Below are 23060 nucleotides of genomic sequence, written 5' to 3'. Positions count from 1 at the left end.
GCCCGGCATACCCAATCCGCGGCTTCGGAGTTAGCGTGAGGCGGTGACGCACCCTTCCTCCGCGACCACCACTCCGACTCCCGCTCCCACTGCCCGCACCGTGGGCGAGCTGCGCGCCTCCGGCCACCAGCACAAGCCGCTGCGCCAGGAGGTCCGCGACAACCTGCTGGCCAAGCTTGCCGCCGGCGAGGACCCCTGGCCCGGCCTGCACGGCTTCGAGAGCACCGTGATCCCCCAGCTCGAGCGGGCGCTGCTCGCCGGGCACGACGTCGTCCTGCTCGGTGAGCGCGGCCAGGGCAAGACCCGCCTGCTGCGCAGCCTCGTCGGCCTGCTCGACGAGTGGACCCCCGTCATCGAGGGCTCCGAGCTCGGCGAGCACCCGTTCCACCCCGTCTCCCCCGCGTCGATCCGGCGCGCCGCCGAGCTCGGCGACGACCTGCGGGTGGCGTGGCGCCACCGCGACGAGCGGTATGCCGAGAAGCTCGCCACCCCGGACACCTCCGTCGCCGACCTCATCGGCGACGTCGACCCGATGAAGGTCGCCGAGGGCCGCTCGCTGGGCGACCCCGAGACGATCCACTTCGGCCTGATCCCCCGCAGCCACAGGGGGATCGTCGCGATCAACGAGCTGCCCGACCTGGCCGAGCGCATCCAGGTGGCGATGCTCAACGTCATGGAGGAGCGCGACATCCAGATCCGCGGGTACGTCCTGCGGCTGCCCCTGGACGTGCTCGTCGTGGCCAGCGCCAACCCCGAGGACTACACCAACCGAGGCCGGATCATCACGCCGCTGCAGGACCGGTTCGGCGCCGAGATCCGCACGCACTACCCGCGCGAGCTCGAGGACGAGATGGCCGTGATCCGACAGGAGGCCGACCTCGTCGCCGAGCTGCCCGACCACCTCGTGGAGATCCTCGCGCGGTTCACCCGCGGGCTGAGGGAGTCGTCGTCGGTCGACCAGCGCTCGGGCGTCTCGGCCCGCTTCGCGATCGCAGGCGCGGAGACGGTCGCGGCCGCCGCCCTGCACCGTGCCACCCGGCAGGGTGAGGACGAGGCAATCGCCCGCGTCGTCGACCTCGACAGCGCCGTCGAGGTCCTCGGCGGCAAGATCGAGTTCGAGACCGGCGAGGAGGGCCGCGAGCAGGAGGTCCTCACCCACCTGCTGCGCACCGCTGTCGCCGAGACCGCACGCCGCCACCTCGGCGGCATCGACCTCGGGCTGCTCGTCTCCGCCCTGGAGAACGGTGCCAGCGTCACGACGGGCGAGCAGGTGTCGGCGCGCGACGTGCTGACCGGCCTACCCGTGCTGGGCGAGTCCGACCTCTACGACCAGCTCGCCGACCGCCTGGGCGCCACCACGGACGGCGGCCGTGCCGGCGCCGTGGAGCTGGCCCTCGAGGCGCTCTACCTGGCGCGCCGGATCGACAAGGACAGCGCCGACGGCGAGACGGTCTACGGATGAGCGAGTCCTCCGCTATGCCGGGTGGGCGCGGCCCGCACGGAATGGCCCGTGGGCACCGGGCCCGTTACGCCCGGTACTCAGGTGGTCCCGACCCGCTCGCTCCACCGGTCGACCTCGCCCAGGCCCTCGACGCCATCGGCGAGGACGTCATGGCGGGGTACTCCGCGGAGCACGCGATGCGTGAGTACCTCCGCCGGGGCTCGCGCCAGCAGACGGGCCTGGACGACCTGGCGGCACAGGTCGCCCGCAAGCGCCAGGAGCTGCTGCAGCGGCACTCGCTCGACGGCACCCTGCAGGAGGTCAAGGAGCTGCTCGACCGGGCGGTCCTGGCCGAGCGCAAGCAGCTGGCCCGCGACCTCGACGACGACGCCCGGTTCGCCGAGATGCGGATGGAGAACCTGCCGCCGTCGACGGCCGGAGCGGTGAGCGAGCTCGCCGATTACCAGTGGCGCAGCCCTTCCGCCCGGGAGGACTACGAGCGGATCAAGGACCTGCTCGGCCGTGAGGCCCTCGACCAGCGGTTCGCCGGGATGAAGCAGGCGCTGGAGAACGCCACGGACGAGGACCGCGAGGACGTGCGGCGCATGCTGTCCGACCTCAACGACCTGCTCGCGGCACACCGCCGTGGCGAGGACACCACAGACCAGTTCCGCGAGTTCATGGAGCAGCACGGCGACTACTTCCCGGACAACCCCCAGTCCGTGGAGGAGCTCGTCGACAGCCTGGCGCAGCGCGCCGCCGCGGCCCAGCGGATGCTCAACTCGATGACGCCGGAGCAGCGCGCCGAGCTGATGGAGCTGTCGGCGCAGGCGTTCGGCAGCCCGGCCCTCATGGACGCCCTCGCCGACCTCGACGCGAACCTCCAGGCACTGCGGCCCGGCGAGGACTGGTCGGGGTCGGAGCAGTTCGAGGGCTCGCAGGGGCTCGGGCTCGGCGACGGCACCGGCGCCCTGCAGGACCTCGCCGCCCTCGACCAGCTGAGCGAGCAGCTGTCCCAGTCCTACCCGGGTGCGCGGATGGACGACATCGACGTCGACGCCCTGGCTCGCCTCGTCGGTGACGCCGCCGCGGTCGACGCGCGCACGCTCTCCCGCCTCGAAAAGGCGCTGCGCGACTCCGGCTACCTCAACCGCACCTCGGACGGCCAGCTCCGCCTCTCCCCCAAGGCGATGCGCCAGCTGGGCCGGGCGCTGCTGCGTGACGTGGCACAACGACTGTCGGGCCGGCAGGGACAGCGTGACGTCCGGCAGTCCGGCGCCGCGGCGGAACCGAGCGGTGCCACCCGCGAGTGGCAGTTCGGCGACACCCAGCCGTGGGACGTCACCCGCTCCGTCACCAACGCCGTCCTGCGCACAGCCTCCTCCGGGGGCGGGCTGGGACGTGGGGGCGCCGGCGTCGGCCGGGCACCCGGCATACGCATCGACATCCGCGACGTCGAGGTCTCCGAGACGGAGGCACGCACGCAGGCGGCGGTGGCGCTCCTGGTGGACACGTCGTTCTCGATGGCGATGGACGGGCGGTGGGTGCCGATGAAGCGCACGGCGCTCGCGCTGCACCACCTCGTGCGGACGCGGTTCCGGGGCGACCACCTGCAGCTCATCGGGTTCGGCCGGCACGCCCAGGTCATGGAGATCGAGGAGCTCACCGCGCTCGACGCCGAGTGGGCCAAGGGCACCAACCTGCACCACGCACTCCTGTTGGCGCAGAGGCACTTCCGCAAGCACCCGAGCGCGCAGCCGGTGCTGCTCGTCGTGACCGACGGCGAGCCGACCGCCCACCTCGAGCCGGACGGCGGCGTCTACTTCGACTACCCGCCGCACCCGCTCACGATCGCCTACAGCGTGCGCGAGCTCGACAACGTGGCGCGGCTCGGGGCGCAGGCGACGTTCTTCCGGCTCGGCGAGGACCCGGGGCTGGCACGGTTCGTCGAGCAGATGGCCAAGCGGGTCGAGGGACGCGTCGTCGCCCCCGAGCTCGACGACCTCGGTGCGGCGGTGGTCGGCAGCTACCTGGGCTCGCGCGGCGGCCGGGGCGGCGGGTCGTACCGCGACCACTTCGGCGACTGGTTCGGTGGCGGACGCGGCTTCTGGGTCGACGACTAGAAGTCGAGGAGCAGCGGCTGGCGCTCGACGTACGCCTTGCCCGCCAGCGGCAGCAGCGTCGACAGCCCGAACCGGGCGCAGGTCTCCACGTCCGCGTCGCGGTCGGGTGGTCCGGCCGCCCGGATCGCGACTCGCTCCTCGCGGTCGGTGAGACCGATGGCCTCGGCGACCTCCTTGAGCTCGAGCAGCAGGCGGCTCACCGGTGCCATGGTCGTCACCGGTCCGTCGGGGCGTGGCGCCCGGAACACGCGACCGCGGGTCTCGACCGGCAACCACCACTCGGTGCCGCCGAGCAGGCTGGGGAAGCGCGCCGGGGCGGCGCTGGCCGCCTGGTAGGCCTCCGCCCGCTGGAACCCGCGTGGGTCGTCGGCGTGCGCGCGCCGGAAGAGACCGCCCCGCGAGGTGGGGACGAGCTCGGGACGTTCGAGGTATGCCGCAAGCAGCACCAGGCCGCCGTACCCGTCCCAGTCGGGCTTGTCCGTCCAGTACGGCAGGTCGTGGTGGTCGTCCCAGGGGGTGTCGCTGCCGAGGGCCGCGAGCAGCTCCGCCTGCCAGGTGCTGACCATCACATCGGCCGCCTCGTCGTCGAGGAACGGCTGCGCGTCGTCCTGGCTGGCCGGTGAGTCGCCGACGTTCAGCACCTGCACGCGGCGGCCCGTCGCGGCCCCGACCTGCTGCACGACGGTCATCCAGTTCCGCGCGAGGTACCGCGACAGCGGCCCCACGTAGACGTCCATCCCCATGCCGGCAGGCTGGCACGATGACCCGGCGTGGGTGGCCGGGACCGTCGGATGTCGACCGTTCGGGGGAGGCAGCTCGACCTGGCAGGGACGTCGGCAGACCATCACCGGAAGGAACAGGGTGGACTACCGGTGACGCCAGAAGTCGTTGTGGCCCAGTCGCTTTCGCTTGCGCTCATCGACGTTCGGCTGTCGGTGGTCGCACCTAGGCTTGGGTCATGTCCACCGCAGACGAGGGCTTCGCCTGGCGAGGAGCCGCCGGGCCCAGGCCGGTGCTGGCTGCCACGGCGGCGGCACTCGAGGCGATGACCTCCTCGTCGCCGGAGCGGCTGTGGGCCCTGGGCGAGGGGGAGGTCACGGCGGCCCTGCAGCTGCTGGGCCGCCTCTCGGCGTGCGTCGACGCCCACCTCGTCTCGGTCCTCGCGGAGGCGAAGCGGCGCAGCCTGGACCAGGGCGAGGGATGGGGTCCTGTCGACTGGGCCCGGGCCGTCGCACCGGAGCTGCCCCAGCGGACCGTCCTCGCCGCCGACGCGGTGGCGGGGTCCGCGGACGAGCCTCGACTGGCCGACGTGGTCGCGGCCGCGACGGCAGCCTGCACCGGCGACACCGCCTCGAGCCTGCCGGTCTCGAAGGCGGCGCAGCTGGTCCGGTTCCACCGGTCCGTGCGCGGCCTGGCCGATGCCGACCAGCTCGAGAGCCTGACCGGCATCCTCCTCGACTCCGCGCGCGGGCACGGCGGCCTGTCGGAGGGTGACCTCGCCGTGGCCCTGCGCCACACCGCCAACGAGCTGCGCCCCGACCGGCTGGTGGAGCACGAGGACGACGCCCGGCGAGCACACCGGTCGATGGTCAAGAGCAGGGGCCCGCTCGGCCTCTCCCGCTACACGTTGCTGCTCGACGACGAGGGCGCCGCGGTCGTCGACGCCGCTGTCGACGCGCTCGCCAGACCCTCCCGCGACGAGGAGACCGGCGAGCTCGACCTGCGCACCCCCGCCGCCCGTCGCGCGGATGCCCTTCTCGACCTCGTCCGCCGCGCCGTCGAGGTGCCGGACGGGATCCCGCGGCAGGCCAAGACGACCCTGGTCGTGACCGTCGGCCTCGATGTGCTGACGCGGCGCTGCCGGGGCGCCGGCCTGACCTCCGGCGACGCCCTGCTCACCACCGACACCGTGCGGCGGATGGCATGCGACGCCGAGGTGGTGCCGGTCGTGCTCGGCTCTCGCGGTGAGGTGCTCGACCAGGGCCAGGCGAAGAGGCTGTTCACGCCCGGTCAGATCAGACACCTGTGGCTTCGGGACCGGCGCTGCACCTTCCCCGGCTGCTCCAAGCCCGCGCGCTGGACCGATGCCCATCACCTCGTGCACTGGGCCGACGGCGGGGCGACCGACGTCGGCAACGCCGCCCTCCTCTGCCGCGCCCACCACACCGTGGTGCACCGGCAGCGGTATGCCGGGTCGGTGGTCGGGGGCGACCACGGGCCCGTCGTGCAGTGGCAGCTCGTCCCCGGCTCGTACGACGACCTGGTCGAGGCGCTGCGACGCAGCCGCCTCCGTGTGGCGCCGCCGGGCGACCCCGACGGCTGTCCATCACCCCGACCACGTCCCTGCTCCTGACCCCGCCCAGCCGGACGGGGCCTGCAGCCTGCCCGGTGCACGGCCCAGGCGTCCGTGCCTGGCGGAAGTGGGCGGCCGAGGGCGGTCCCGGGACCGTGGCTGTTTCAGTCCCGGGACCGCCGGCTCGCGCATCGGCACCTGACAGCGGCCGACGCAGCCCTCGGTCAGGCCGCCGTGGGCACCCACTTCCTGGTCGTCAGCGCTGCCGCGCCCACCAGCAGCAGGGTCAGCGCCAGGAGCAGCAGCTGCAGGGCTGCAGCACCCGTGTGGGCGAGGACCGTCCCTGCGGCGGTGTCCAGAGCGGGAACCGCAGAGGCAGCGCCCGAGCTGGACGGACCCGCACTGGGGTCCACGACGTCCCCACTCGGCGTGCCCCCGCCACCGGAACCGCCCGGCGTGGTCGTGGAGCCGCCGGTCGTGTCGGGCGGTGTGGTGGAGCCGCCGCCACCGTCACCGGGCGGCGTCGAGCCGCCTCCCCCACTGCCCGGGGGCACCGTCGAGCCACCCCCGGGCGGGGTGGTCGTCCCACCCGTCGAGGGGTCGACGGTGCTGGCGTCCCCCACGACCGAGACCGCGTTCCCCCCGATGGTGACGGGAAGCGTGACCGGGGCGGTGACCTGGTTGCCCCCAGCCGTGGAGTCCGTCCCACTGGTCGTCGAACCCGAACCCGATCCCGTCGAACCCGACGTCCCCGACCCGCTGGTCGACGTCGATGCGGACGCGCCGCTCGAGGACGCGTCCCCCAGCACCGACACCGCGTTGCCGCCGACCGTCACCGGCGCAGCCACCGGGGCGGTGACCTGGTTGCCCCCAGCGGTCGAGTCCGTCCCACTGGTCGTCGAACCCGAACCCGATCCCGTCGAACCCGACGTCCCCGACCCGCTGGTCGACGTCGACGCGGACGAGCCGCTGGAGCCCGAGTCCCCCAGCACCGAGATGCTGTTGCCGGACACGGCGACCGGCGCCGACACCGGCGCTGCCACTTGGTTGCCACCAGCCGTCGAGTCGGTGCCGCTCGTCGTCGAACCCGAGCCCGACGCCCCCGAGCCGCTGGTCGACGTCGAGGCGGACGAGCCGCTCGAGGTCGCATCCCCCAGCACCGAGATGCTGTTGCCGGACGCGGCGACCGGCGCCGACACCGGCGCTGCCACCTGGTTGCCCCCAGCGGTCGAGTCGGTCCCGTTCGTGGTGGAGCCGGCCGTCCCGCCCCCACCAGCCGTGCTCGATCCCGTCGAGCTGCTCGACGTGGAGTCCCCCAGCACCGAGATGGTGTTGCCGGACGCCGTCACCGGCGCGCTGACGACGGTCGCCAGCTGGTTGCCGGCGAGGGTGCCCGACGTCCCGTTCGTGTCGTCGGCCGAGGCCGTCCCTGCGAAGAACAGGATGCCTCCCCCGACGAGCAGGGCCGCTTCGAGGCCCCTGCGCACGTATGCGTGCATGGTCGTTCCTTCCTGATCGTGAAGTCGCCCGCACGAGCGGGCATGGCTCTGTCGCGTCCGGCGAGGGACGCAAGGGAGCCGATCAGTCAGGACGGCTGTCGGGTCGTTCGGGGTCGGAGCCCGTCAGGGACCCCGCGCGGCGCGAACCGAGCGCGCACACCGCGGCACGGAGCACCACGTGCGACGGCAGTGCGGCGACGTCGCCGGCCACCGGGCCGGACGAGCTCGAGGTAGCTGGCGCTGCCGGTGCCTGCGGTTCGGGAGCGAGCGGAACCGCCGGACCGGGATCGTCCGCGCCCCTCGGTGACGCCACCGAAGGCGTTGACGAAGGCGACGTCGACGCGACTCGCGTCTCCACCGCGCCGCTCGGCGGCCCGACAGGTCCGGACGACGCAATCGACTGCGGCGCAACGACTTCGGGGGCCACGCCCTCCTCGGGCGCCATGCGCTCCGAGCGAGGCTGCGCATGCGCAGTCGTCCCGGTGGACGGCTCCCCCGCCGGCGGCTCGGTGGCCTCCGTCGGCTCGACTCCCTGCGACGGCGCCGGAGACGGAGCCGGAGCCGGCTCGGACGGCGCAGGCGGGAGCGCGGCGTCCACCGTGTCAGCGACCGGCGTCGTGACGTCCTCGACGACGTCCCTGACGACGGGGGTCACCTCGGCGACCGCCTGCCCCGCGACGGGCACGCTGCTCGTGGTCCGTTCGACCACCCGCGTCGCCTGCCCGACGACCTCCTGGGTGGTGTCGACGGTGGCCGCGACGGCGCCATCCAGCGGGGCCGTCACCACCCCCGTCGCAGTGCCCGTCACAGCCGCAGTCGCCTGCGCAGACGTCGTCGTGACCTCGTCGAGAGCCGGGAGGAGGGGTGGGGACGCCGTGGCGGCGAGCAGGCCGGCGGGGCGCGGCGAGTCAGCCGCCTGGGCCTCCACCGACGAGAGCACCACCCACGCGACACACAGGAACCCGGCACCGAGCAGCAGCCGCACAAGGCGGCGCCACGGCACGATTCCCCTCATTCCCCTGCTCCCCCAAGCTCCCCGGCTCAAAGGACTTCTGACACCCAGTGCAACACCAACCAGAAGGGGATGCAACCGAACCAGCGATCCGACACCCTCCGCGCGACGTGTCGGCAGCAGTCTCCGCACGGCGTTCGGAGGGGCGTTCGCAGGCTGTCCGCAGGGTCTCTCCGCAGGGCGGGTCCCCGACCGGCGCGGACGGTGGACGGCCCGGCCAGCGCACGGAGAAGGGGTATGCCGCGTGGTCTCCCACGCGGCATACCCCTTGGCGAACTCCGTTGCGGCGGAGGGGAACTCAGCCGTTCACGAGCGAACGCAGGACGTACTGGAGGATTCCGCCGTTGCGGTAGTAGTCGGCCTCGCCGGGGGTGTCGATCCGCACCACCGCGTTGAACTCGACCGGCTCGCCGCCGTCCTTCTCGGCCCGGACCTTCACGGTCTTCGGCGTGCGGCCCTCGTTGAGCTCGGCGATTCCGGTGATCGAGAACGTCTCCGTGCCCTCGAGACCCAGCGACTCCGCCGACTCCCCCTGCGGGAACTGCAGCGGGATGACGCCCATGCCGATGAGGTTGGAGCGGTGGATGCGCTCGTAGCTCTCGGCGATGACGGCCTTGACGCCCAGCAGGCGCGTGCCCTTGGCGGCCCAGTCACGCGACGAACCCGAGCCGTACTCCTTGCCCGCGAGGATCACGAGCGGAACGCCGGCCTCCTGGTAGGCGGCGGAGGCGTCGTAGATCGTCGTCTGCTCGCCGCCCTTGGTGAAGTCCCGCGTGAAGCCGCCCTCGACACCGTCGAGGAGCAGGTTCTTCAGGCGGATGTTCGCGAACGTGCCGCGGATCATGACCTCGTGGTTGCCGCGGCGCGAGCCGTAGGAGTTGAAGTCCTTGCGCTCGACGCCGTGCTCGGCGAGGTACTTGCCGGCGGGGCTGTCGGCCTTGATCGAGCCGGCCGGGCTGATGTGGTCGGTCGTGACCGAGTCACCCAGCTTGGCGAGCACCCGCGCGCCGGCGATGTCCTCGACCGGGGTCGTCTCCATCTGCATGCCGTCGAAGTACGGGGGCTTGCGGACGTAGGTCGAGTCCTGCGCCCAGTCGAACGTCTTGCCCTCGGGCGTCGGCAGCGACTGCCACCGCTCGTCGCCGGCGAACACGTCGGCGTAGTCCTTGGTGAACATCTCCTGGTTGATCGACTGGGCGATCGTGTGCTCGACGTCGTCCGGCGTGGGCCAGATGTCCTTGAGGAAGACGTCCTTGCCGTCGGTGTCCTGGCCCAGCGGCTCGGACTCGAAGTCGAAGTCCATCGTGCCGGCGAGGGCGTAGGCGATGACCAGCGGCGGCGACGCCAGGTAGTTCATCTTCACGTCCGGGTTGATCCGGCCCTCGAAGTTGCGGTTGCCCGACAGCACCGACACGACAGCGAGGTCGTTGTCGTTGATCGCCTTGGAGATCTCGTCCGACAGCGGGCCCGAGTTGCCGATGCAGGTGGTGCAGCCGTAGCCGACGAGGTGGAAGCCGAGCTTCTCGAGGTAGGGCCACATGCCGGCCTTCTCGTAGTAGTCGGTCACGACCTTGGAGCCGGGCGCCATCGACGTCTTCACCCACGGCGCCACGGTGAGGCCGCGGTCGACGGCGTTCTTGGCCAGCATCGCGGCGGCCATCATCACCGACGGGTTGGAGGTGTTGGTGCAGCTCGTGATCGAGGCGATCGACACGATGCCGTGGTCGATCTCGAAGGAGGCACCCTCGGCCGTCGTGACCGTGACCTTCTTCGAGGGACGGTCGCTGCCGTCACCCTCGTATGCCGGCTGGTCGCCGCCGTTGTACCCGTCGCCCGAGCCGCCACCCGCCTGCGGGTCGCTCGCGGGGAAGGACGAGGCCGCGCCCGGGTCGCCCTCGTGGTGGGCGACGTAGGTCGGGAGCACCTTGCGGAACGCCGACTTGGCGTCGGTGAGCGCGATGCGGTCCTGCGGGCGCTTCGGGCCGGCGATCGAGGGGACGACGGTCGACAGGTCGAGCTCGAGGTACTCGGAGTACCGAGCCTCGGGCTGGTCCGGGCCGGACTGCAGCCACAGGCCCTGCTCCTTGGCGTAGGCCTCGACGAGCGCGACCGACTCCTCCGAGCGGCCGGTGAGGCGCAGGTACTCCAGGGTGACGTCATCGATCGGGAAGATGGCGCAGGTGGAGCCGAACTCGGGGCTCATGTTGCCGATGGTGGCGCGGTTGGCCAGCGGCACCGCCGACACGCCCTCGCCGTAGAACTCGACGAACTTGCCCACGACACCGTGCTTGCGCAGCATCTCGGTGATCGTGAGGACGACGTCCGTGGCGGTGGCGCCGGAGGGGATCGAGCCGGAGAGCTTGAAGCCGACGACGCGCGGGATCAGCATGGAGACCGGCTGGCCCAGCATGGCAGCCTCGGCCTCGATGCCGCCGACGCCCCAGCCGAGCACACCGAGGCCGTTGACCATCGTGGTGTGCGAGTCGGTGCCGACGCAGGTGTCGGGGTAGGCCACGCCGTCGCGCACCATGACCGTGCGGGCGAGGTGCTCGATGTTGACCTGGTGGACGATGCCCGTGCCGGGCGGGACGACCTTGAAGTCCTCGAACGCGGTCTGGCCCCAGCGAAGGAACTGGTAGCGCTCGCCGTTGCGCTGGTACTCGATCTCGACGTTCTTCTCGAAGGCGTCCTTACGGCCGAAGACGTCGATGATGACGGAGTGGTCGATGACGAGCTCGGCCGGGCTGAGCGGGTTGATCCTGGTCGGGTCGCCACCGAGGTCGGCGACGGCCTCGCGCATGGTGGCGAGGTCGACGACGCAGGGCACGCCGGTGAAGTCCTGCATGATCACGCGGGCGGGCGTGAACTGGATCTCGGTGTCGGGGTCGGCGTTCTCGTCCCAGCCGCCGAGCGCGCGGATGTGGTCGGCCGTGATGTTGGCGCCGTCCTCGGTGCGCAGGAGGTTCTCGAGCAGCACCTTGAGGCTGTACGGGAGGGTCTCGCTGCCCTCGACCGCGGAGAGTCGGTACACCTCGTAGGAGCTGTCACCGACCTTCAGCTCACCGTGGGCGTTGAAGCTGTTCGTGCTGGCCACTGCAGGCTCCTTCGATGCTGTCGACTTCTTCGTCCGATTTATCTTGACGTCAAGATATCACGTCAGGAGGGGCTCTGCGATCGATCCTGCTCCAGCGCGCGACGCAGTGGAAGCGGAAGGTCTCGCTTGGTCCGCTCGGCGAGACCGGCCGCCACGTAGGTGATGGTGAGGACGGCGCACAGCTGCCCGTCGCCGGCCCGGTGGATCTCGTGCCGGAGGGTGAACGACGTGGTGCCGACGCGCACCGGGCGGACCACGATCTCCGCGTGGTCCCCCGCGGACAGGCTCGCGAGCCACTCGATCTCGGCGTGCCGCACCAGCGGCATCGCGTCGTGCGCCCTGGCCTCCTCGATGCCGTACCCGCGCGAGTCGCAGTAGGCAAGACGTGCGTCGTCGCACCACGCGAGGTACCACGCGTTGAAGACGACCCCGACCTGGTCGACCTCGTAGAAGTGGACCTCGACCCGGTGCACGAACGGGTCGGCGGCCGTCCCGCTCGTCCCGGGCTCCCCCGCGGCGCTGGTCAGGTCGGTCCGGTCGGTGGTGCTCACGTGCGGGTCCTCTCGAAGAGCGCGATGCACTCCAGGTGGTGGGTCATGGGGAAGGCGTCGAAGGCGCGCAGGGCCTGCAGGGCGTAGCCGTGGTCGGCGAGGTATGCCGTGTCGCGCGCGAGCGCCGCCGGGTCGCAGGCGACGTACGCCACGGCCCTGGCACCCAGCGCGGCGACCTGCGCCACGACCTCGCGCCCCGCCCCGGTGCGCGGCGGGTCCAGGACGACGAGGTCGGCCGTCGGCGGCAGCATCGGGTGACGGCGCAGCTTGCGGCCGCGAGCCGCGCGCCGGTTGCCCGACGACCCCTTGCGGGTCGGCCGCGGGACACCGAACGCGTCGTCCACCCTGGCCCGCACGACCAGAGTGGACGGGTGAGCCGCCAGGTTGCGCTCGGCCTTGTCCGTGGCGCGCGGGTCGGACTCGACGGCGACGACCCGGCCGGTGGGGCCGACCTGCTCGGCCAGCGCGCGGGCGAAGAGGCCGACGCCGGCATACAGGTCGAGGGCGGTGTCCCCCGCACGCGGCGCGAGCATGCCGAGGACGGTGTCGACGAAGGTCGTCGCGGCGGCCGGGTGGACCTGCCAGAAGCCACGCGCGGACACCTCGAACTCGCCGGAGAACCGGTCGCCGCGGACGGCCTCGGTGACCACGGGCACCGCCTCGGCGCCGGGGACGGGGACCACGACGGGCTCCCCCACCGAGGGCGCCACGACGTCGACCGACTGCTCCCCCGCCCAGTCCTGTTCGAGCACGCCGGTGGCCAGCACCCGCGGGTCGGCGATGAGGCAGGTGTCGACGGGGACGAGGTCGTGCGACCGGTGCTTGCGCAGGCCCGCCCGGCCGTTCTCGTCGACGGCGAACTCGACCCGCGTGCGCCAGCCGAGGCCGTCCGGCGCACCGGGCAGCGCCTCGACCTCGACGTCGACCTCGAGCCCGGCAAGGCGGGACAGCTGCTCGCGCACGACGGCGGTCTTCAGCTCGCGCTGGTACGCCAGGTCCGCGTGCTGGAAGTCGCACCCGCCGCACCGCCCCGGCCCGGCATACGGACAGGGCGGCTGGACCCGGTGCGGGCTGGCGGTCGTCACGCCCACGGCGTCTGCCCGCACGAACCGCTGCCCCTCGCGCGCCTCGGTGACCCGGGCGACCACCCGCTCCCCGGGGAGGGCGTGCCGCACGAACATGACCCGACCCTCGTGCCTGGCGACGCAGAAGCCGCCGTGCGCGACAGGGCCGACCTCGACCTCCACCTCGTCACCGACGGACAGGTCGCCGGCACCGCCCGGCACCGTGGGCTCGCTGCCTTCGCTCACTGGCCGAGCCGGACCGAGCCCGCCGTGGGGCCGTCGAGCCGCTCCTCGACGCCCTCGGAGGACCGCAGCTGCCACGGCACGCTGGCGACCATGACGCCGGGCGTGAACAGCAGCCGGCCCTTGAGCCGCAGCGCGCTCTGGTTGTGCAGGACCTGCTCGTACCAGCGGCCCAGGACGTACTCGGGGATGTAGACGACGACCACGTCGCGGGGGTGGCCCGAGCGCAGCGACTTGACGTACTCGACCACGGGCCGCGTGATCTCGCGGTAGGGCGAGTCGAGGGCCTTGAGCGGCACCGGGATCCGGCGCCGGTCCCACTCCTCCTGCAGGGCCTTGGTCTCGTCGGGCTCGACGTTGACTGTGATGGCCTCGAGCCGGTTGGGCCGCGTGGCCCGGGCGTAGGCGAGCGCCCGCAGGGTCGGCTTGTGGATCTTGGACACGAGCACGATGGCGTGGACGCGGCTCGGCAGGAGCTGCGCCTCGCTGTCGTCCTCCATCACCCGCAGCTCCTCGCGGACCCGCTCGTAGTGCCGGTGGATGCGCAGCATGATGAAGAACAGCACCACCATGGCCGCAATGGCGTAGCCCGCGCCGTGGACGAACTTGGTGAGCAGCACGACCACCAACACCAGGCCGGACATGGTCGCGCCGATCGCGTTGATGACCCGGCTGCGCATCATGCGGGCCCGTGCCCTGGGGTCGCGCTCGAGGCGCAGGTGCCGGTTCCAGTGCCGGATCATGCCGGTCTGGCTCAGCGTGAAGGAGACGAAGACGCCGACGATGTACAGCTGGATCAGCTTCGTGACCTCGGCGTTGTACAGGATGATGAGGAACGCAGCGGCGCCGGCGAGGATGAGGATGCCGTTGGAGAAGGCGAGCCGGTCACCGCGGGTGTGCAGCTGGCGCGGCAGGTAGCCGTCCTTGGCCAGGATCGAGCCCAGCACCGGGAAGCCGTTGAACGCCGTGTTGGCGGCGAGGACGAGGATGAGCCCGGCGACGATGGAGACGATGACGACGCCCGGGTGGAAGCCGGAGAACACGGCCTTGGAGACCTGCCCCATGATCGTGTCCTGGACGTAGCCGTCGCCGACCGGCTTGCCGTCGAGCAGCAGCTGCTTGGCCGGGTTCTCGGCGTACTTGATGCCGGTCCACTTCGCCAGCACCAGCATCGACATGAGCATCGTGATGGCGACCAGGCCCATCATGAGCAGCGTCGTCGCGGCGTTGCGGGACTTGGGCTTCTTGAACGCAGGGACGCCGTTGGAGATCGCCTCGACACCGGTGAGGGCGGCACAGCCGGAGGAGAACGCCCGCAGCAGCAGGAACATCAGGGCGAAGCCGCCGAGGGACTCGAACCCCGTCTCGGGGGCGAGCGTCAGCTTCGCGCTCTCGGCCTGCGGCAGCGTGCCGGTCACCTCCCGGATGAGCCCGACGACGCCCATGCCGATGACGCTGGCCATGAACGCGTAGACCGGGATGGCGAACGCCTTGCCCGACTCGCGCACGCCGCGCAGGTTCATCGCGGTGAGCAGCACGACCAGCGCCACGGCGACGACGACCTCGTGCCCGCGGATGAAGGGCAGGGCGGCGGCGGCGTTCTGCACGCCCGAGGAGATCGAGACCGCGACGGTGAGGACGTAGTCGACGAGCAGGGCCGAGGCGACGGTGAGGCCGGCCTTGGGCCCGAGGTTGGTGTTGGCCACCTCGTAGTCGCCACCGCCGGAGGGGTAGGCGTGGACGTTCTGCCGGTAGGACGCGACGACGACCAGCATGACGGCGACGACGCACAGGCCGATCTGCCACGAGTGGGTCAGGGCCAGGAAGCCGCCGGCGAGGCCGAGGGTCAGGAAGATCTCGTCCGGGGCGTAGGCCACGGAGGACAGCGCGTCGCTGGCGAAGATGGGGAGCGCGAGCTTCTTGGGGAGCAGGGTCTCCCCGAGGCGGTCGCTGCGCATCGCGCGCCCGACGAGCACCCGCTTGAGGACGCGTCCAGAGGTTGGCACGGCGAACACTCTATGGGGCCCGGGAGGCCCCTGCGCGCCGCCCTCCGCCGGGGGTCTCGCCTCGGTGTAGCGTCGGCGTCGTGCATTTCGTGATCATGGGCTGTGGGCGGGTCGGGTCCTCCCTCGCGCACAGCCTCGAGGCGCAGGGCCACGACGTCGCCGTCATCGACCAGGAGGAGTCGGCGTTCCGCCGGCTGGGGTCCTCCTTCGAGGGGCGCCGCGTCACCGGCGTGGGCTTCGACCGCGACACCCTCAAGGAGGCGGGCATCGACGACGCCTACGCCTTCGCGGCCGTCTCGAGCGGTGACAACTCCAACATCCTGGCGGCCCGCGTGGCCCGGGAGACGTTCGGCGTGGAGCACGTGGTCGCCCGCATCTACGACCCCGGCCGCGCCGAGGTCTACCAGCGGCTCGGCATCCCCACCGTGGCCACGGTGAAGTGGACCTCCGACCAGATGATCCGCCGCCTGCTCCCCCAGGGCCACGTGCCCGAGCTGGTGGACCCCTCCGGCAAGGTCGTCATCGCCGAGGTGACGGTCAACCCCGCATGGGTGGGCCACCGCATCAGCGCGCTCGAGGAGGCCACGGGCGCCCGCACGGCATACCTGACCCGGCTCGGCTCCGGCATCCTCGTCGAGCACGACACGGTCTTCCAGGAGGGCGACCTGCTGCACGTCGCCACCCTGGTGAGCGACCTGCCGTCGGTGGAGCGCACGCTCGATGCCCCGCCCGCTCCCAGCGAGCACTGACGAGAAGCACGAACCAGGAGGACATCGATGCGTGTCGTCATCGCCGGCGCCGGCAGCGTGGGCCGTTCCATCGCCCGCGAGCTGCTGCACAACGGCCACCAGGTGCTGCTCATGGACAAGGAGCGCAAGGAGATCCAGAGCCGGATCCCCGAGGCGAGCTGGCTGCTCGCCGACGCCTGTGAGATCACCGCCCTGCACGAGGCCGGCCTCGCCGAGTGCGACGTCGTCGTCGCCGCGACCGGTGACGACAAGGTCAACCTCGTCGTCTCGCTGCTCGCCAAGACCGAGTTCGGCGTCCCCCGCACCGTGGCCCGGGTCAACAACCCGAAGAACGAGTGGATGTTCGACGAGGCCTGGGGGGTGGACGTCGCCGTGTCGACGCCGCGCCTCATGACCGCCCTCGTCGAGGAGGCCGTGAGCGTGGGCGACCTCGTCCGGATCTTCCAGTTCCAGCAGGGCCAGGCCACCATGGTCGAGCTCACGCTGCCGGCCGACAGCCCGTATGCCGGGAAGCGCGCCGGCGACGTGGCGTTCCCCGGGGAGACGGTGCTCGTGGGCATCATCCGCGAGGACCACCCGATCGCACCGAGCCGGGACGACTCGCTCGAGCCGCACGACGAGCTGCTGTTCATCACGACCCCGGAGTTCGAGGACGAGCTCGAGGCGATGCTCAGCCCGGGCGACCGGGTGCCGCGCGCGGCCGACTGACCCGCGCCGGCGTCGCGCACGACCGACCGACTCGCGGCCCACGGCTCCCCGGGGGCGTCGCGCGTCTCAGCGCGGTGCGGTCTCGGTGTCCCTGGCCGCCTGCGCTAGCGGGCTGCGGACTCGGTGTCCGTCGCCGGGCCGCGCTCGGCGACCTCGACGGCGTGGTGGGGTGCGTGCTCCACCTCGGTCCCCGGCGCGACCTCCTGCGGGGTGTGGCCCCGGACCAGCAGCACGCCCATGACCGCGACGGCGCCGAGCCACAGCGGCCACCCGAGGACGATCTTGGCGACGCCGAGGGCCGCGACGGCGCCGGCGAGGTAGAGCGGGACCATCACGGCGAGCCGGATGGCGAAGATCGCGACCAGCACGAGGGTCAGCCGCTGACAGACGCGGACCAGCCCGCGGTCGCGCCGCCACCCCAGGGGGTCCTCGGCGAGGTCCGGGTCGCCCGCGGCGACCATGAAGCCCACCAGCGGCCAGCGGGTCGCGACGGACACGACCGCGACGACGCCCATGACGGCGTTCCAGAGGATGCCGGGCAGGAACGCGTCCTCGGCCCGGCCCGAGCGCAGCGCGAAGACGGCGGCGACCACGGTCGGCACCACGGCCTGCAGCACGAACTTGACGCTCTGGCGCTGGGCGAGCCGGACCACGGCGAGCACGACCGTCACGGCGACGGCGGCGACGACGGCCGTCCGCAGGTCGTTCCGCGCGACCCACGCCACGACGAAGGCGAGCGTGGGCAGGGCGGTCTCGAGCGAGCCGCGCCAGCCGCCGAGGGTCGCCGACAGCCGGTGGCGGATGACCTCCTCCACCGTCGTCAGCGGGACCGTGGTCCCGCCGACGTCCGCAGCCGGGCGGTCAGTGGCCACGCGGCGGGACGATCTCGTAGGACGGGTTGAAGATGGTGGGCACGCCGCGCGTCCAGGTGACGCGGCCGCTGGCCCGCAGGTAGGTGCCCGGCGAGATGCCGCCGATGGTGCGACGGCCGAGCCAGACGAGGTTGATGGTGCGGCTGCCGTCGTAGAGGTCGACGACGAGGGCCGGCACGTTGACGCGGGGGCGCAGCGTCACCGCGCGGACGGTGCCGGACACCGTCGCCTCCTGCCGGTCGACGAGGTCGCACATGGGGGTGCAGCCCATGCGGGCGGCGTCCTCCTGCAGCTCGTCGGCCTCGATCTGCGTCACCGACTTGGTGAGCCGCTCGCCGAGCCGGGCCAGGGCCGACCGGTGTTCCTTCGTGCCCGTGCCGCCGACCCGGGTCGGGGTGCTGGGGTGAGCCATGGCTGCCTACCTGACCTCGGTGATCTCGGGGCCGCGTTCGAAGGGCTTGAGGTCGTCGGCGCGCCGGGCGGGTGCGTCGTCGCCCTCGGTCGCGTCGCCCTCCGGCACCTCGGCCTGGGCCGGGAGCTGGAGCGGGAGCATCTCCCGCGGGGCCATCGCGGCGTCGCCGCGGACGACGACCGTGTTGCGCACCACCTCCAGCAGCGGGGCGGCCGCCTCGTCCTCGATCGCCGCACGGCCGGAGAACACGGCGCGCAGGAACCAGCGCGGGCCGTCGACGCCGGCGAACCGCGCCGGGGCGAAGACGGTCCGCCCGTCGGGACCGGCGGACGGCATGCGCGTGCGCAGCTCGAGGCCGAGCTCGCCGCGGACCTCGTCGGCGGTGCCCCCCTGGTTGAGGATCGACTCCGCGATCTCGCCGCGGATCTCGTCCCAGATGCCGGCGGTCCGGGGGGCGGCGAAGGCCTGGAGCTGCACGGCGGAGTCGGCGATGACGGCAGTCGCGCCGACCACCTGCCCCGCCTCCTCGTCGACCTCGAGCCGCAGCTCCATCCCGGGGACGCCCTGGATGCGCAGGCCACCGAGATCGAGCCGGCCGTCCGACTCGCCGTCGACCTCCGAGCTGTCGAACGGGCCGAGCTCCTCGCGGCGGCCCGTGCGCGGTGCGCCGGTCGCGTCCGCGTCGGACGGGCCGCTGGTGTCCTCGTCGTAGCCGGTCGCCAGGTCCGCGGAGCCGACCGTGGCGGTGTCCGCGTCGGCGTCCGCGGCGGAGTCCTCGACGGAGAGGTCGTCGACGGCGTCGGCGGGAACCGTCTCGTCGGTCGCCGCGGTCTGCTTGCCTCGTCGGAAGATGCCCACTGCTGTCGTCAGTCCTTCGTCGTCGTGGTGTGGTGCCCGAAGCCACCACTGGCCCCGTGTCCAGTGTCACCCCGGGAGCTGTCCTCGAGCGAATCGACCTCGAGGAACTGCACGCGGGCGACCTGCTGCACCACGAGCTGCGCGATGCGGTCACCACGGCGCACCGTGAACTCCTCGCAGGGGTCGAGGTTGACCAGGTTGACCAGCACCTCCCCGCGGTAGCCGGAGTCCACGGTCCCGGGTGCGTTCACGATCGTGATGCCGTGCCGGGCCGCGAGCCCGGACCGTGGGTGCACCAGCCCCACGTAGCCCTCCGGCAGGGCGAGGGCCACCCCGGTGGGAACGAGCGTGCGCTCACCCGGGGCCAGGGTCACCTCGACCGCTGCGTGCAGGTCGGCGCCGGCGTCGCCCGGGTGGGCGTACGAGGGCACCGGGAGGTCCGGGTCGAGCCGGCGCAGGTGCACGGGCACCGCCGGCTCCGGGACGCGGGAAGGGTCAGCCACGTGGACTGACCCTATCCCTGCCCGGCCCTGCCGTCGTCCGTCCGGACGCGGGTGCCACCTACGCGGCGCACTCCCGGCACACCAGCACCCCGCCGGCCTCGCTGGCCAGCTGGCTGCGGTGGTGCACCAGGAAGCACCGGGAGCAGGTGAACTCGTCGCTCTGCCGCGGGATGACCCGGACCGAGAGCTCCTCCCCGGACAGGTCGGCACCCGGGAGCTCGAAGCCCTCGGCCTGCTCGGCCTCGTCGACGTCCACGCTCGAGGCGCTCTTGTCGACCCGTCGGGACTTCAGCTCCTCGATCGAGTCCTCGGACAGCTCGTCATCGGTCTTGCGCGGCGCGTCGTAGTCAGTCGCCATGGTCGCTGTCGCTCTCCTGTTGCTCGGTACATCTGGCCTCCCGCTCGCCGGGAAGCCATTTCGCCGGTGTCAACGCAGGTGCGTGCGGTTTTGTGCCCACCGCAGGCCGGGATTGTGCCCCATGGAGACCGGGGCGTCACCATCGGGTCCAGATTCGCCTGCCGCACTCTCGCCGGCGTCCTCGTGAAGCGTCCCGTTTCTGCCCGAACGTGGCGGTTCCAAACGCCAAGGAAGCGTCTGCATTCACCCACTGTTCACCCAAGACGGGCAACCCGGTTCCCGGTTCCTGCGTTCGGGTGCATAGAGTCTCTGCTCCGGCCCGAGCCCGACCTACACCTCGTCCCAGACGAAGAGAGGGGTGCACGATGACCGAGTTCCACAGTGAGATCCGCTCCCACGCCCAGAGCGCCATGGAGTCCCTGCGCGGGGCGCGGGAGTCCGGTGACGACTACCTCGCCTCCGTCCGGGAGGCCGAGCTGGAGAACCTCGCCCGCCTCGCTGACGAGCACGGCCTGCGCATCCCGGAGCTGGCGGGGTTCGCCGCCAGCGCCTGACGCGAGGGCGGTGGCCGGCGGTCCCGTCGCCGTCGGGCGCCGGGACGATCGTCACCGTGGGCCTGGCACCGGTCAGGCGCGGGCGGCCCTCGCCTCGCGGACGACGCGCTCGAGCTCCGCGTGCAGGGCCGGCGCCCCGGCCACGACCATGTCGGGCGTCGGCGGGGCGTCCCCGAGCCCGGTGAAGACCCCGCCGGCCTCGGTGAGCACCAGCCACGCGGCAGCCATGTCCCAGGCGTTGAGCCCCTGCTCGTAGTAGCAGTCCAGGGTGCCGTGGGCCACCGCGCAGATGTCGAGCGCGGCGCTGCCGAGGCGCCGGATGTCCCGGACTCGCGGCAGCACCTCGACGAGGAGCCGCGCCTGCTCGCGCCGTCGCTCGGGGTCGTAGCCGAACCCCGTGCCCGTCAGCGCCTGGGCCAGCACCGGGGGCGCCCCCACCTCGAGCCGCTCGTCCTCGCCGTCGCCCGTGCGCAGCCACGCACCACCGCCCGCGCGGGCGTGGAAGAGCTGGCCCGTGACGGGGTTGACCACGGCCCCGGCGACCGGCTGCCACGCGCCGGGCGTGGCGGGGTCGCCGACCACGGCCGCGACGGACACGGCATACGCGGGCAGGGCGTAGAGGTAGTTCACGGTGCCGTCGATGGGGTCCACGACCCACGTGACGTCGGACCGGGCGGCGGCGCCGCCCTCCTCCTCGCCGAGGAAGCCGTCCTGCGGGCGCAGCTGCCCCAGGCGGGCGCGGAGCAGGTCCTGGGCGCGCTGGTCCATCACGGTGACGATGTCCGTGGCCGTGCTCTTGGTCTTCGACACGCCGAGGTCGCGCGGGCGCTCGTCGACGATGAGCCGGCCCGCCTCACCGGCCACGGTGACGGCCACGCGCTCGAGCTCCTCGAGCTCCTCCCCCGACGGCAGCACCGCGTCCACGGTCAGTCCCGGCCGCACAGGGCGGGCTTGGCGACGCGCAGGTTGGGGCAGCAGCCGGGGGCGCAGACCCAGTTCAGCGGCTTGTCGCCCGGCCACGCCGGCTGCTGCGGCTGCTCGCCGCGCGCGAGGGCAGCCCGCTCGAGGAGCAGGTCGGCCAGGCCCGAGACGAACTCGGGGTCGACGCCGACGGTGGGCACACGCACCATGCGCAGCCGGAGCCGCTCGGCCGTCTCCGCGGCCTCGGTGTCCAGGTCGTAGACGACCTCCATGTGGTCGGACACGAAACCGATGGGTGCCACCACGACCGTGCGGGCCCCCTCGGCGGCCAGCTCCTCGAGCCGGTCGTTGACGTCGGGCTCGAGCCACGGCTGGGTGGGCGGGCCGGAGCGGGAGCAGAAGACGAGCTCGCCCTCGAGGTCGGTGTCGAGGGTGGCGTTGACCTCCTCGGTGATGGCCGCGCCGAGGGCCAGGTGCTGGCGGGAGTAGGCGTTGCCCTCGCCGTCGCCGGGACCGGACGTGTCGTCCATCGCGGTCGGGACGGAGTGCGTCACGAAGAGCAGCCGCACGGCCGACGGGTCCTCGCCGGAGCGCAGCACCTCGCGGACCGCCTCGGTGACCAGCCGGCTGTTGGTGCGCGAGAAGCCCGGGTGGTTGGCGTAGGTGCGGACCTTGTCGAGCTCGACGTCGACACCCGCGGCCTCGACCTCCTGCTGCGCGGCGGCGAGGTCCTCGCGGTACTGCCGGCACGAGGAGTAGCAGGAGTACGCGCTGGTCATCACGGTCACGAGCCGTCGTATGCCGTGCTCGTGCGCCTCGGTGAGGGCGTCGGCCACGAACGGGGTGAAGTTGCGGTTGCCCCAGACGATGGGGGTGTCGATCTCCCGGCGGTCCAGCTCGGCGCGCAGGGCGGCGATGAGGGCGCGGTTCTGGTCGTTGATCGGGCTGCGGCCGCCGAAGCCGTAGTAGTGCTCGCCGACCTCCTCCAGCCGCTCGTCGGGGATGTTCTTGCCCGCGGTGACCCGGCGCAGGAACGGCAGGACGTCCTCGGGCTTCTCGGGGCCGCCGAAGGACAGCAGCAGGATGCCGTCGTACGGCGCGAGGGGGCTGGCGGTGTTCTCAGGGGTGCTCACAGGAGGAATCCTTCACTGGGGAAGCTCGGTGCGCAGGGGACGGGGGGCGTGGACGTCCAGGACGACGGCCACCATCCGGACCACGAAGACGAACGCGACGCAGGCCCAGATGACGATCGGGGTGACCAGGTTGAAGTGGTGGGCGGTCACGATGAGGGCCGACCCGAAGAGCGCGGGCAGCGCGTACATCTCCCGGCGCAGCACCTCCGGCACCTGCCCGGCGAGCAGGTCGCGCAGCATGCCGCCGCCGACGGCGGTGATGCCCCCCACCAGCACCGAGGTGAGGGGGTCCATGCCTGCGCCGAGGGCCTTGAGCGACCCGCCGATCGCGAAGACGGCCAGGCCGGCGGCGTCGAGGACCCGCACGAACCGCGAGATGCGCTCGACTCCCGGGTGGTAGACGAAGGTCACGAGCCCGGCGACGACGGCGCTGGTCACCAGCCGCCAGTCCGAGATGCCGACCGGCGGCACGTCGCCGATCAGCAGGTCGCGCAGCACCCCGCCACCCAGCGCCGCGGCCCCGGCCAGCACCAGCACCCCGAACAGGTCGAGCCGCTTCTTCACCGCCACCAGTCCCCCGGACAGGGCGAACGTGAAGACCCCGACCAGGTCGAGGACCAGCTGCAGGTGGGTGTCGAGGGTGAGCATCGCAGGTCAAAAGTACCT

Annotated in this window: 20 protein-coding genes; 6 read left to right on the top strand and 14 right to left on the bottom strand. The window is 72.5% G+C overall.

Annotation, left to right across the window (positions count from 1 at the left end):
* Positions 1–43: 43 nt before the first annotated feature.
* Positions 44–1462, top strand: coding sequence for a magnesium chelatase (locus tag J2X64_RS15090; protein ID WP_310156301.1), 1419 nt, complete (start codon positions 44–46; stop codon positions 1460–1462).
* 41 nt (positions 1463–1503) lie between these two features.
* Positions 1504–3564 (top strand): VWA domain-containing protein, encoded by a 2061-nt coding sequence (locus J2X64_RS15085; RefSeq protein ID WP_310157561.1) that lies wholly within the window; start codon positions 1504–1506, stop codon positions 3562–3564.
* Here J2X64_RS15085 and J2X64_RS15080 read toward each other — a convergent pair.
* Positions 3561–4307, bottom strand: a complete 747-nt coding sequence (locus tag J2X64_RS15080) for a hypothetical protein (protein WP_310156298.1) — start codon at positions 4305–4307, stop codon at positions 3561–3563. The genes J2X64_RS15085 and J2X64_RS15080 overlap by 4 nt on opposite strands.
* Before the next feature lie 215 nt (positions 4308–4522).
* Here J2X64_RS15080 and J2X64_RS15075 point away from each other — a divergent pair, with 215 nt between their 5' ends.
* Entirely contained in the window at positions 4523–5917 is a 1395-nt protein-coding gene (locus tag J2X64_RS15075; protein ID WP_310156296.1) for a DUF222 domain-containing protein, read from the top strand.
* 164 nt (positions 5918–6081) lie between these two features.
* Here J2X64_RS15075 and J2X64_RS15070 read toward each other — a convergent pair whose 3' ends face one another.
* From J2X64_RS15070 to J2X64_RS15050, 5 genes are all read right to left on the bottom strand, one after another.
* Entirely contained in the window at positions 6082–7356 is a 1275-nt protein-coding gene (locus J2X64_RS15070; RefSeq protein WP_310156293.1) for a hypothetical protein, read from the bottom strand.
* A 1310-nt stretch (positions 7357–8666) separates the two neighbouring features.
* On the bottom strand, positions 8667–11462 hold the full coding sequence (locus tag J2X64_RS15065; protein WP_310156291.1) for an aconitate hydratase: 2796 nt from the start codon (positions 11460–11462) through the stop codon (positions 8667–8669).
* Between the two features lie 62 nt (positions 11463–11524).
* Positions 11525–12013: a thioesterase family protein gene (locus J2X64_RS15060; protein ID WP_310156289.1), complete on the bottom strand. Its 489-nt coding sequence runs from the start codon at positions 12011–12013 to the stop codon at positions 11525–11527.
* Positions 12010–13323, bottom strand: coding sequence for a class I SAM-dependent RNA methyltransferase (locus J2X64_RS15055; RefSeq protein WP_310156286.1), 1314 nt, complete (start codon positions 13321–13323; stop codon positions 12010–12012). Before J2X64_RS15055 ends, J2X64_RS15060 begins: the two co-directional genes overlap by 4 nt.
* Complete coding sequence (locus J2X64_RS15050; protein ID WP_310157559.1) at positions 13320–15278, bottom strand: APC family permease; 1959 nt, start codon at positions 15276–15278, stop codon at positions 13320–13322. The genes J2X64_RS15055 and J2X64_RS15050 overlap by 4 nt, the downstream gene beginning before the upstream one ends.
* A gap of 128 nt (positions 15279–15406) precedes the next feature.
* On the opposite strand from J2X64_RS15050, the gene J2X64_RS15045 reads away from it, so the two are divergent.
* A complete protein-coding gene (locus tag J2X64_RS15045; protein ID WP_310156284.1) occupies positions 15407–16075 on the top strand; it encodes a TrkA family potassium uptake protein in 669 nt (222 codons plus the stop codon).
* A 27-nt stretch (positions 16076–16102) separates the two neighbouring features.
* Positions 16103–16783, top strand: coding sequence for a TrkA family potassium uptake protein (locus J2X64_RS15040; RefSeq protein ID WP_310156281.1), 681 nt, complete (start codon positions 16103–16105; stop codon positions 16781–16783).
* A 104-nt stretch (positions 16784–16887) separates the two neighbouring features.
* On the opposite strand, the gene J2X64_RS15035 is transcribed toward J2X64_RS15040, so the two are convergent.
* From J2X64_RS15035 to J2X64_RS15015, 5 genes are read right to left on the bottom strand one after another with little or no spacing between them, the layout of a single operon-like run.
* Positions 16888–17655, bottom strand: coding sequence for a DUF3159 domain-containing protein (locus J2X64_RS15035; protein WP_310156276.1), 768 nt, complete (start codon positions 17653–17655; stop codon positions 16888–16890).
* Positions 17645–18067, bottom strand: a complete 423-nt coding sequence (locus tag J2X64_RS15030; RefSeq protein ID WP_310156273.1) for an OB-fold nucleic acid binding domain-containing protein — start codon at positions 18065–18067, stop codon at positions 17645–17647. The genes J2X64_RS15035 and J2X64_RS15030 overlap by 11 nt, the downstream gene beginning before the upstream one ends.
* 6 nt (positions 18068–18073) lie before the next feature.
* On the bottom strand, positions 18074–18925 hold the full coding sequence (locus J2X64_RS15025; RefSeq protein ID WP_310156270.1) for a DUF3710 domain-containing protein: 852 nt from the start codon (positions 18923–18925) through the stop codon (positions 18074–18076).
* An 8-nt stretch (positions 18926–18933) separates the two neighbouring features.
* The gene (dut, locus tag J2X64_RS15020; RefSeq protein WP_310156267.1) at positions 18934–19428 is read right to left on the bottom strand and encodes a dUTP diphosphatase; all 495 of its coding nucleotides are present in this window, start codon (positions 19426–19428) and stop codon (positions 18934–18936) included.
* 58 nt (positions 19429–19486) lie between these two features.
* Positions 19487–19786: a DUF4193 domain-containing protein gene (locus J2X64_RS15015; RefSeq protein ID WP_310156266.1), complete on the bottom strand. Its 300-nt coding sequence runs from the start codon at positions 19784–19786 to the stop codon at positions 19487–19489.
* A gap of 365 nt (positions 19787–20151) precedes the next feature.
* On the opposite strand from J2X64_RS15015, the gene J2X64_RS15010 reads away from it, so the two are divergent.
* The gene (locus J2X64_RS15010) at positions 20152–20340 is read left to right on the top strand and encodes a hypothetical protein (RefSeq protein WP_310156263.1); all 189 of its coding nucleotides are present in this window, start codon (positions 20152–20154) and stop codon (positions 20338–20340) included.
* 72 nt (positions 20341–20412) lie between these two features.
* Here J2X64_RS15010 and J2X64_RS15005 read toward each other — a convergent pair whose 3' ends face one another.
* Genes J2X64_RS15005 through J2X64_RS14995 form a run of 3 tightly spaced genes read right to left on the bottom strand, consistent with a single transcriptional unit; the run spans position 20413 to position 23042 of the window.
* On the bottom strand, positions 20413–21255 hold the full coding sequence (locus tag J2X64_RS15005; protein WP_310156260.1) for an inositol monophosphatase family protein: 843 nt from the start codon (positions 21253–21255) through the stop codon (positions 20413–20415).
* 11 nt (positions 21256–21266) lie between these two features.
* A complete protein-coding gene (locus tag J2X64_RS15000; protein WP_310156257.1) occupies positions 21267–22394 on the bottom strand; it encodes a ferrochelatase in 1128 nt (375 codons plus the stop codon).
* A gap of 12 nt (positions 22395–22406) precedes the next feature.
* Positions 22407–23042, bottom strand: coding sequence for a TRIC cation channel family protein (locus J2X64_RS14995; RefSeq protein WP_310156255.1), 636 nt, complete (start codon positions 23040–23042; stop codon positions 22407–22409).
* Between the last annotated feature and the right edge of the window lie 18 nt (positions 23043–23060).

The organism is Phycicoccus sp. 3266, assembly GCF_031456495.1.
In the GTDB taxonomy this organism is placed as follows: domain Bacteria; phylum Actinomycetota; class Actinomycetes; order Actinomycetales; family Dermatophilaceae; genus Pedococcus.
The sequence above is the reverse complement of the archived record's forward strand: the minus strand, read 5'-3'. Positions and strand labels throughout refer to the sequence as shown.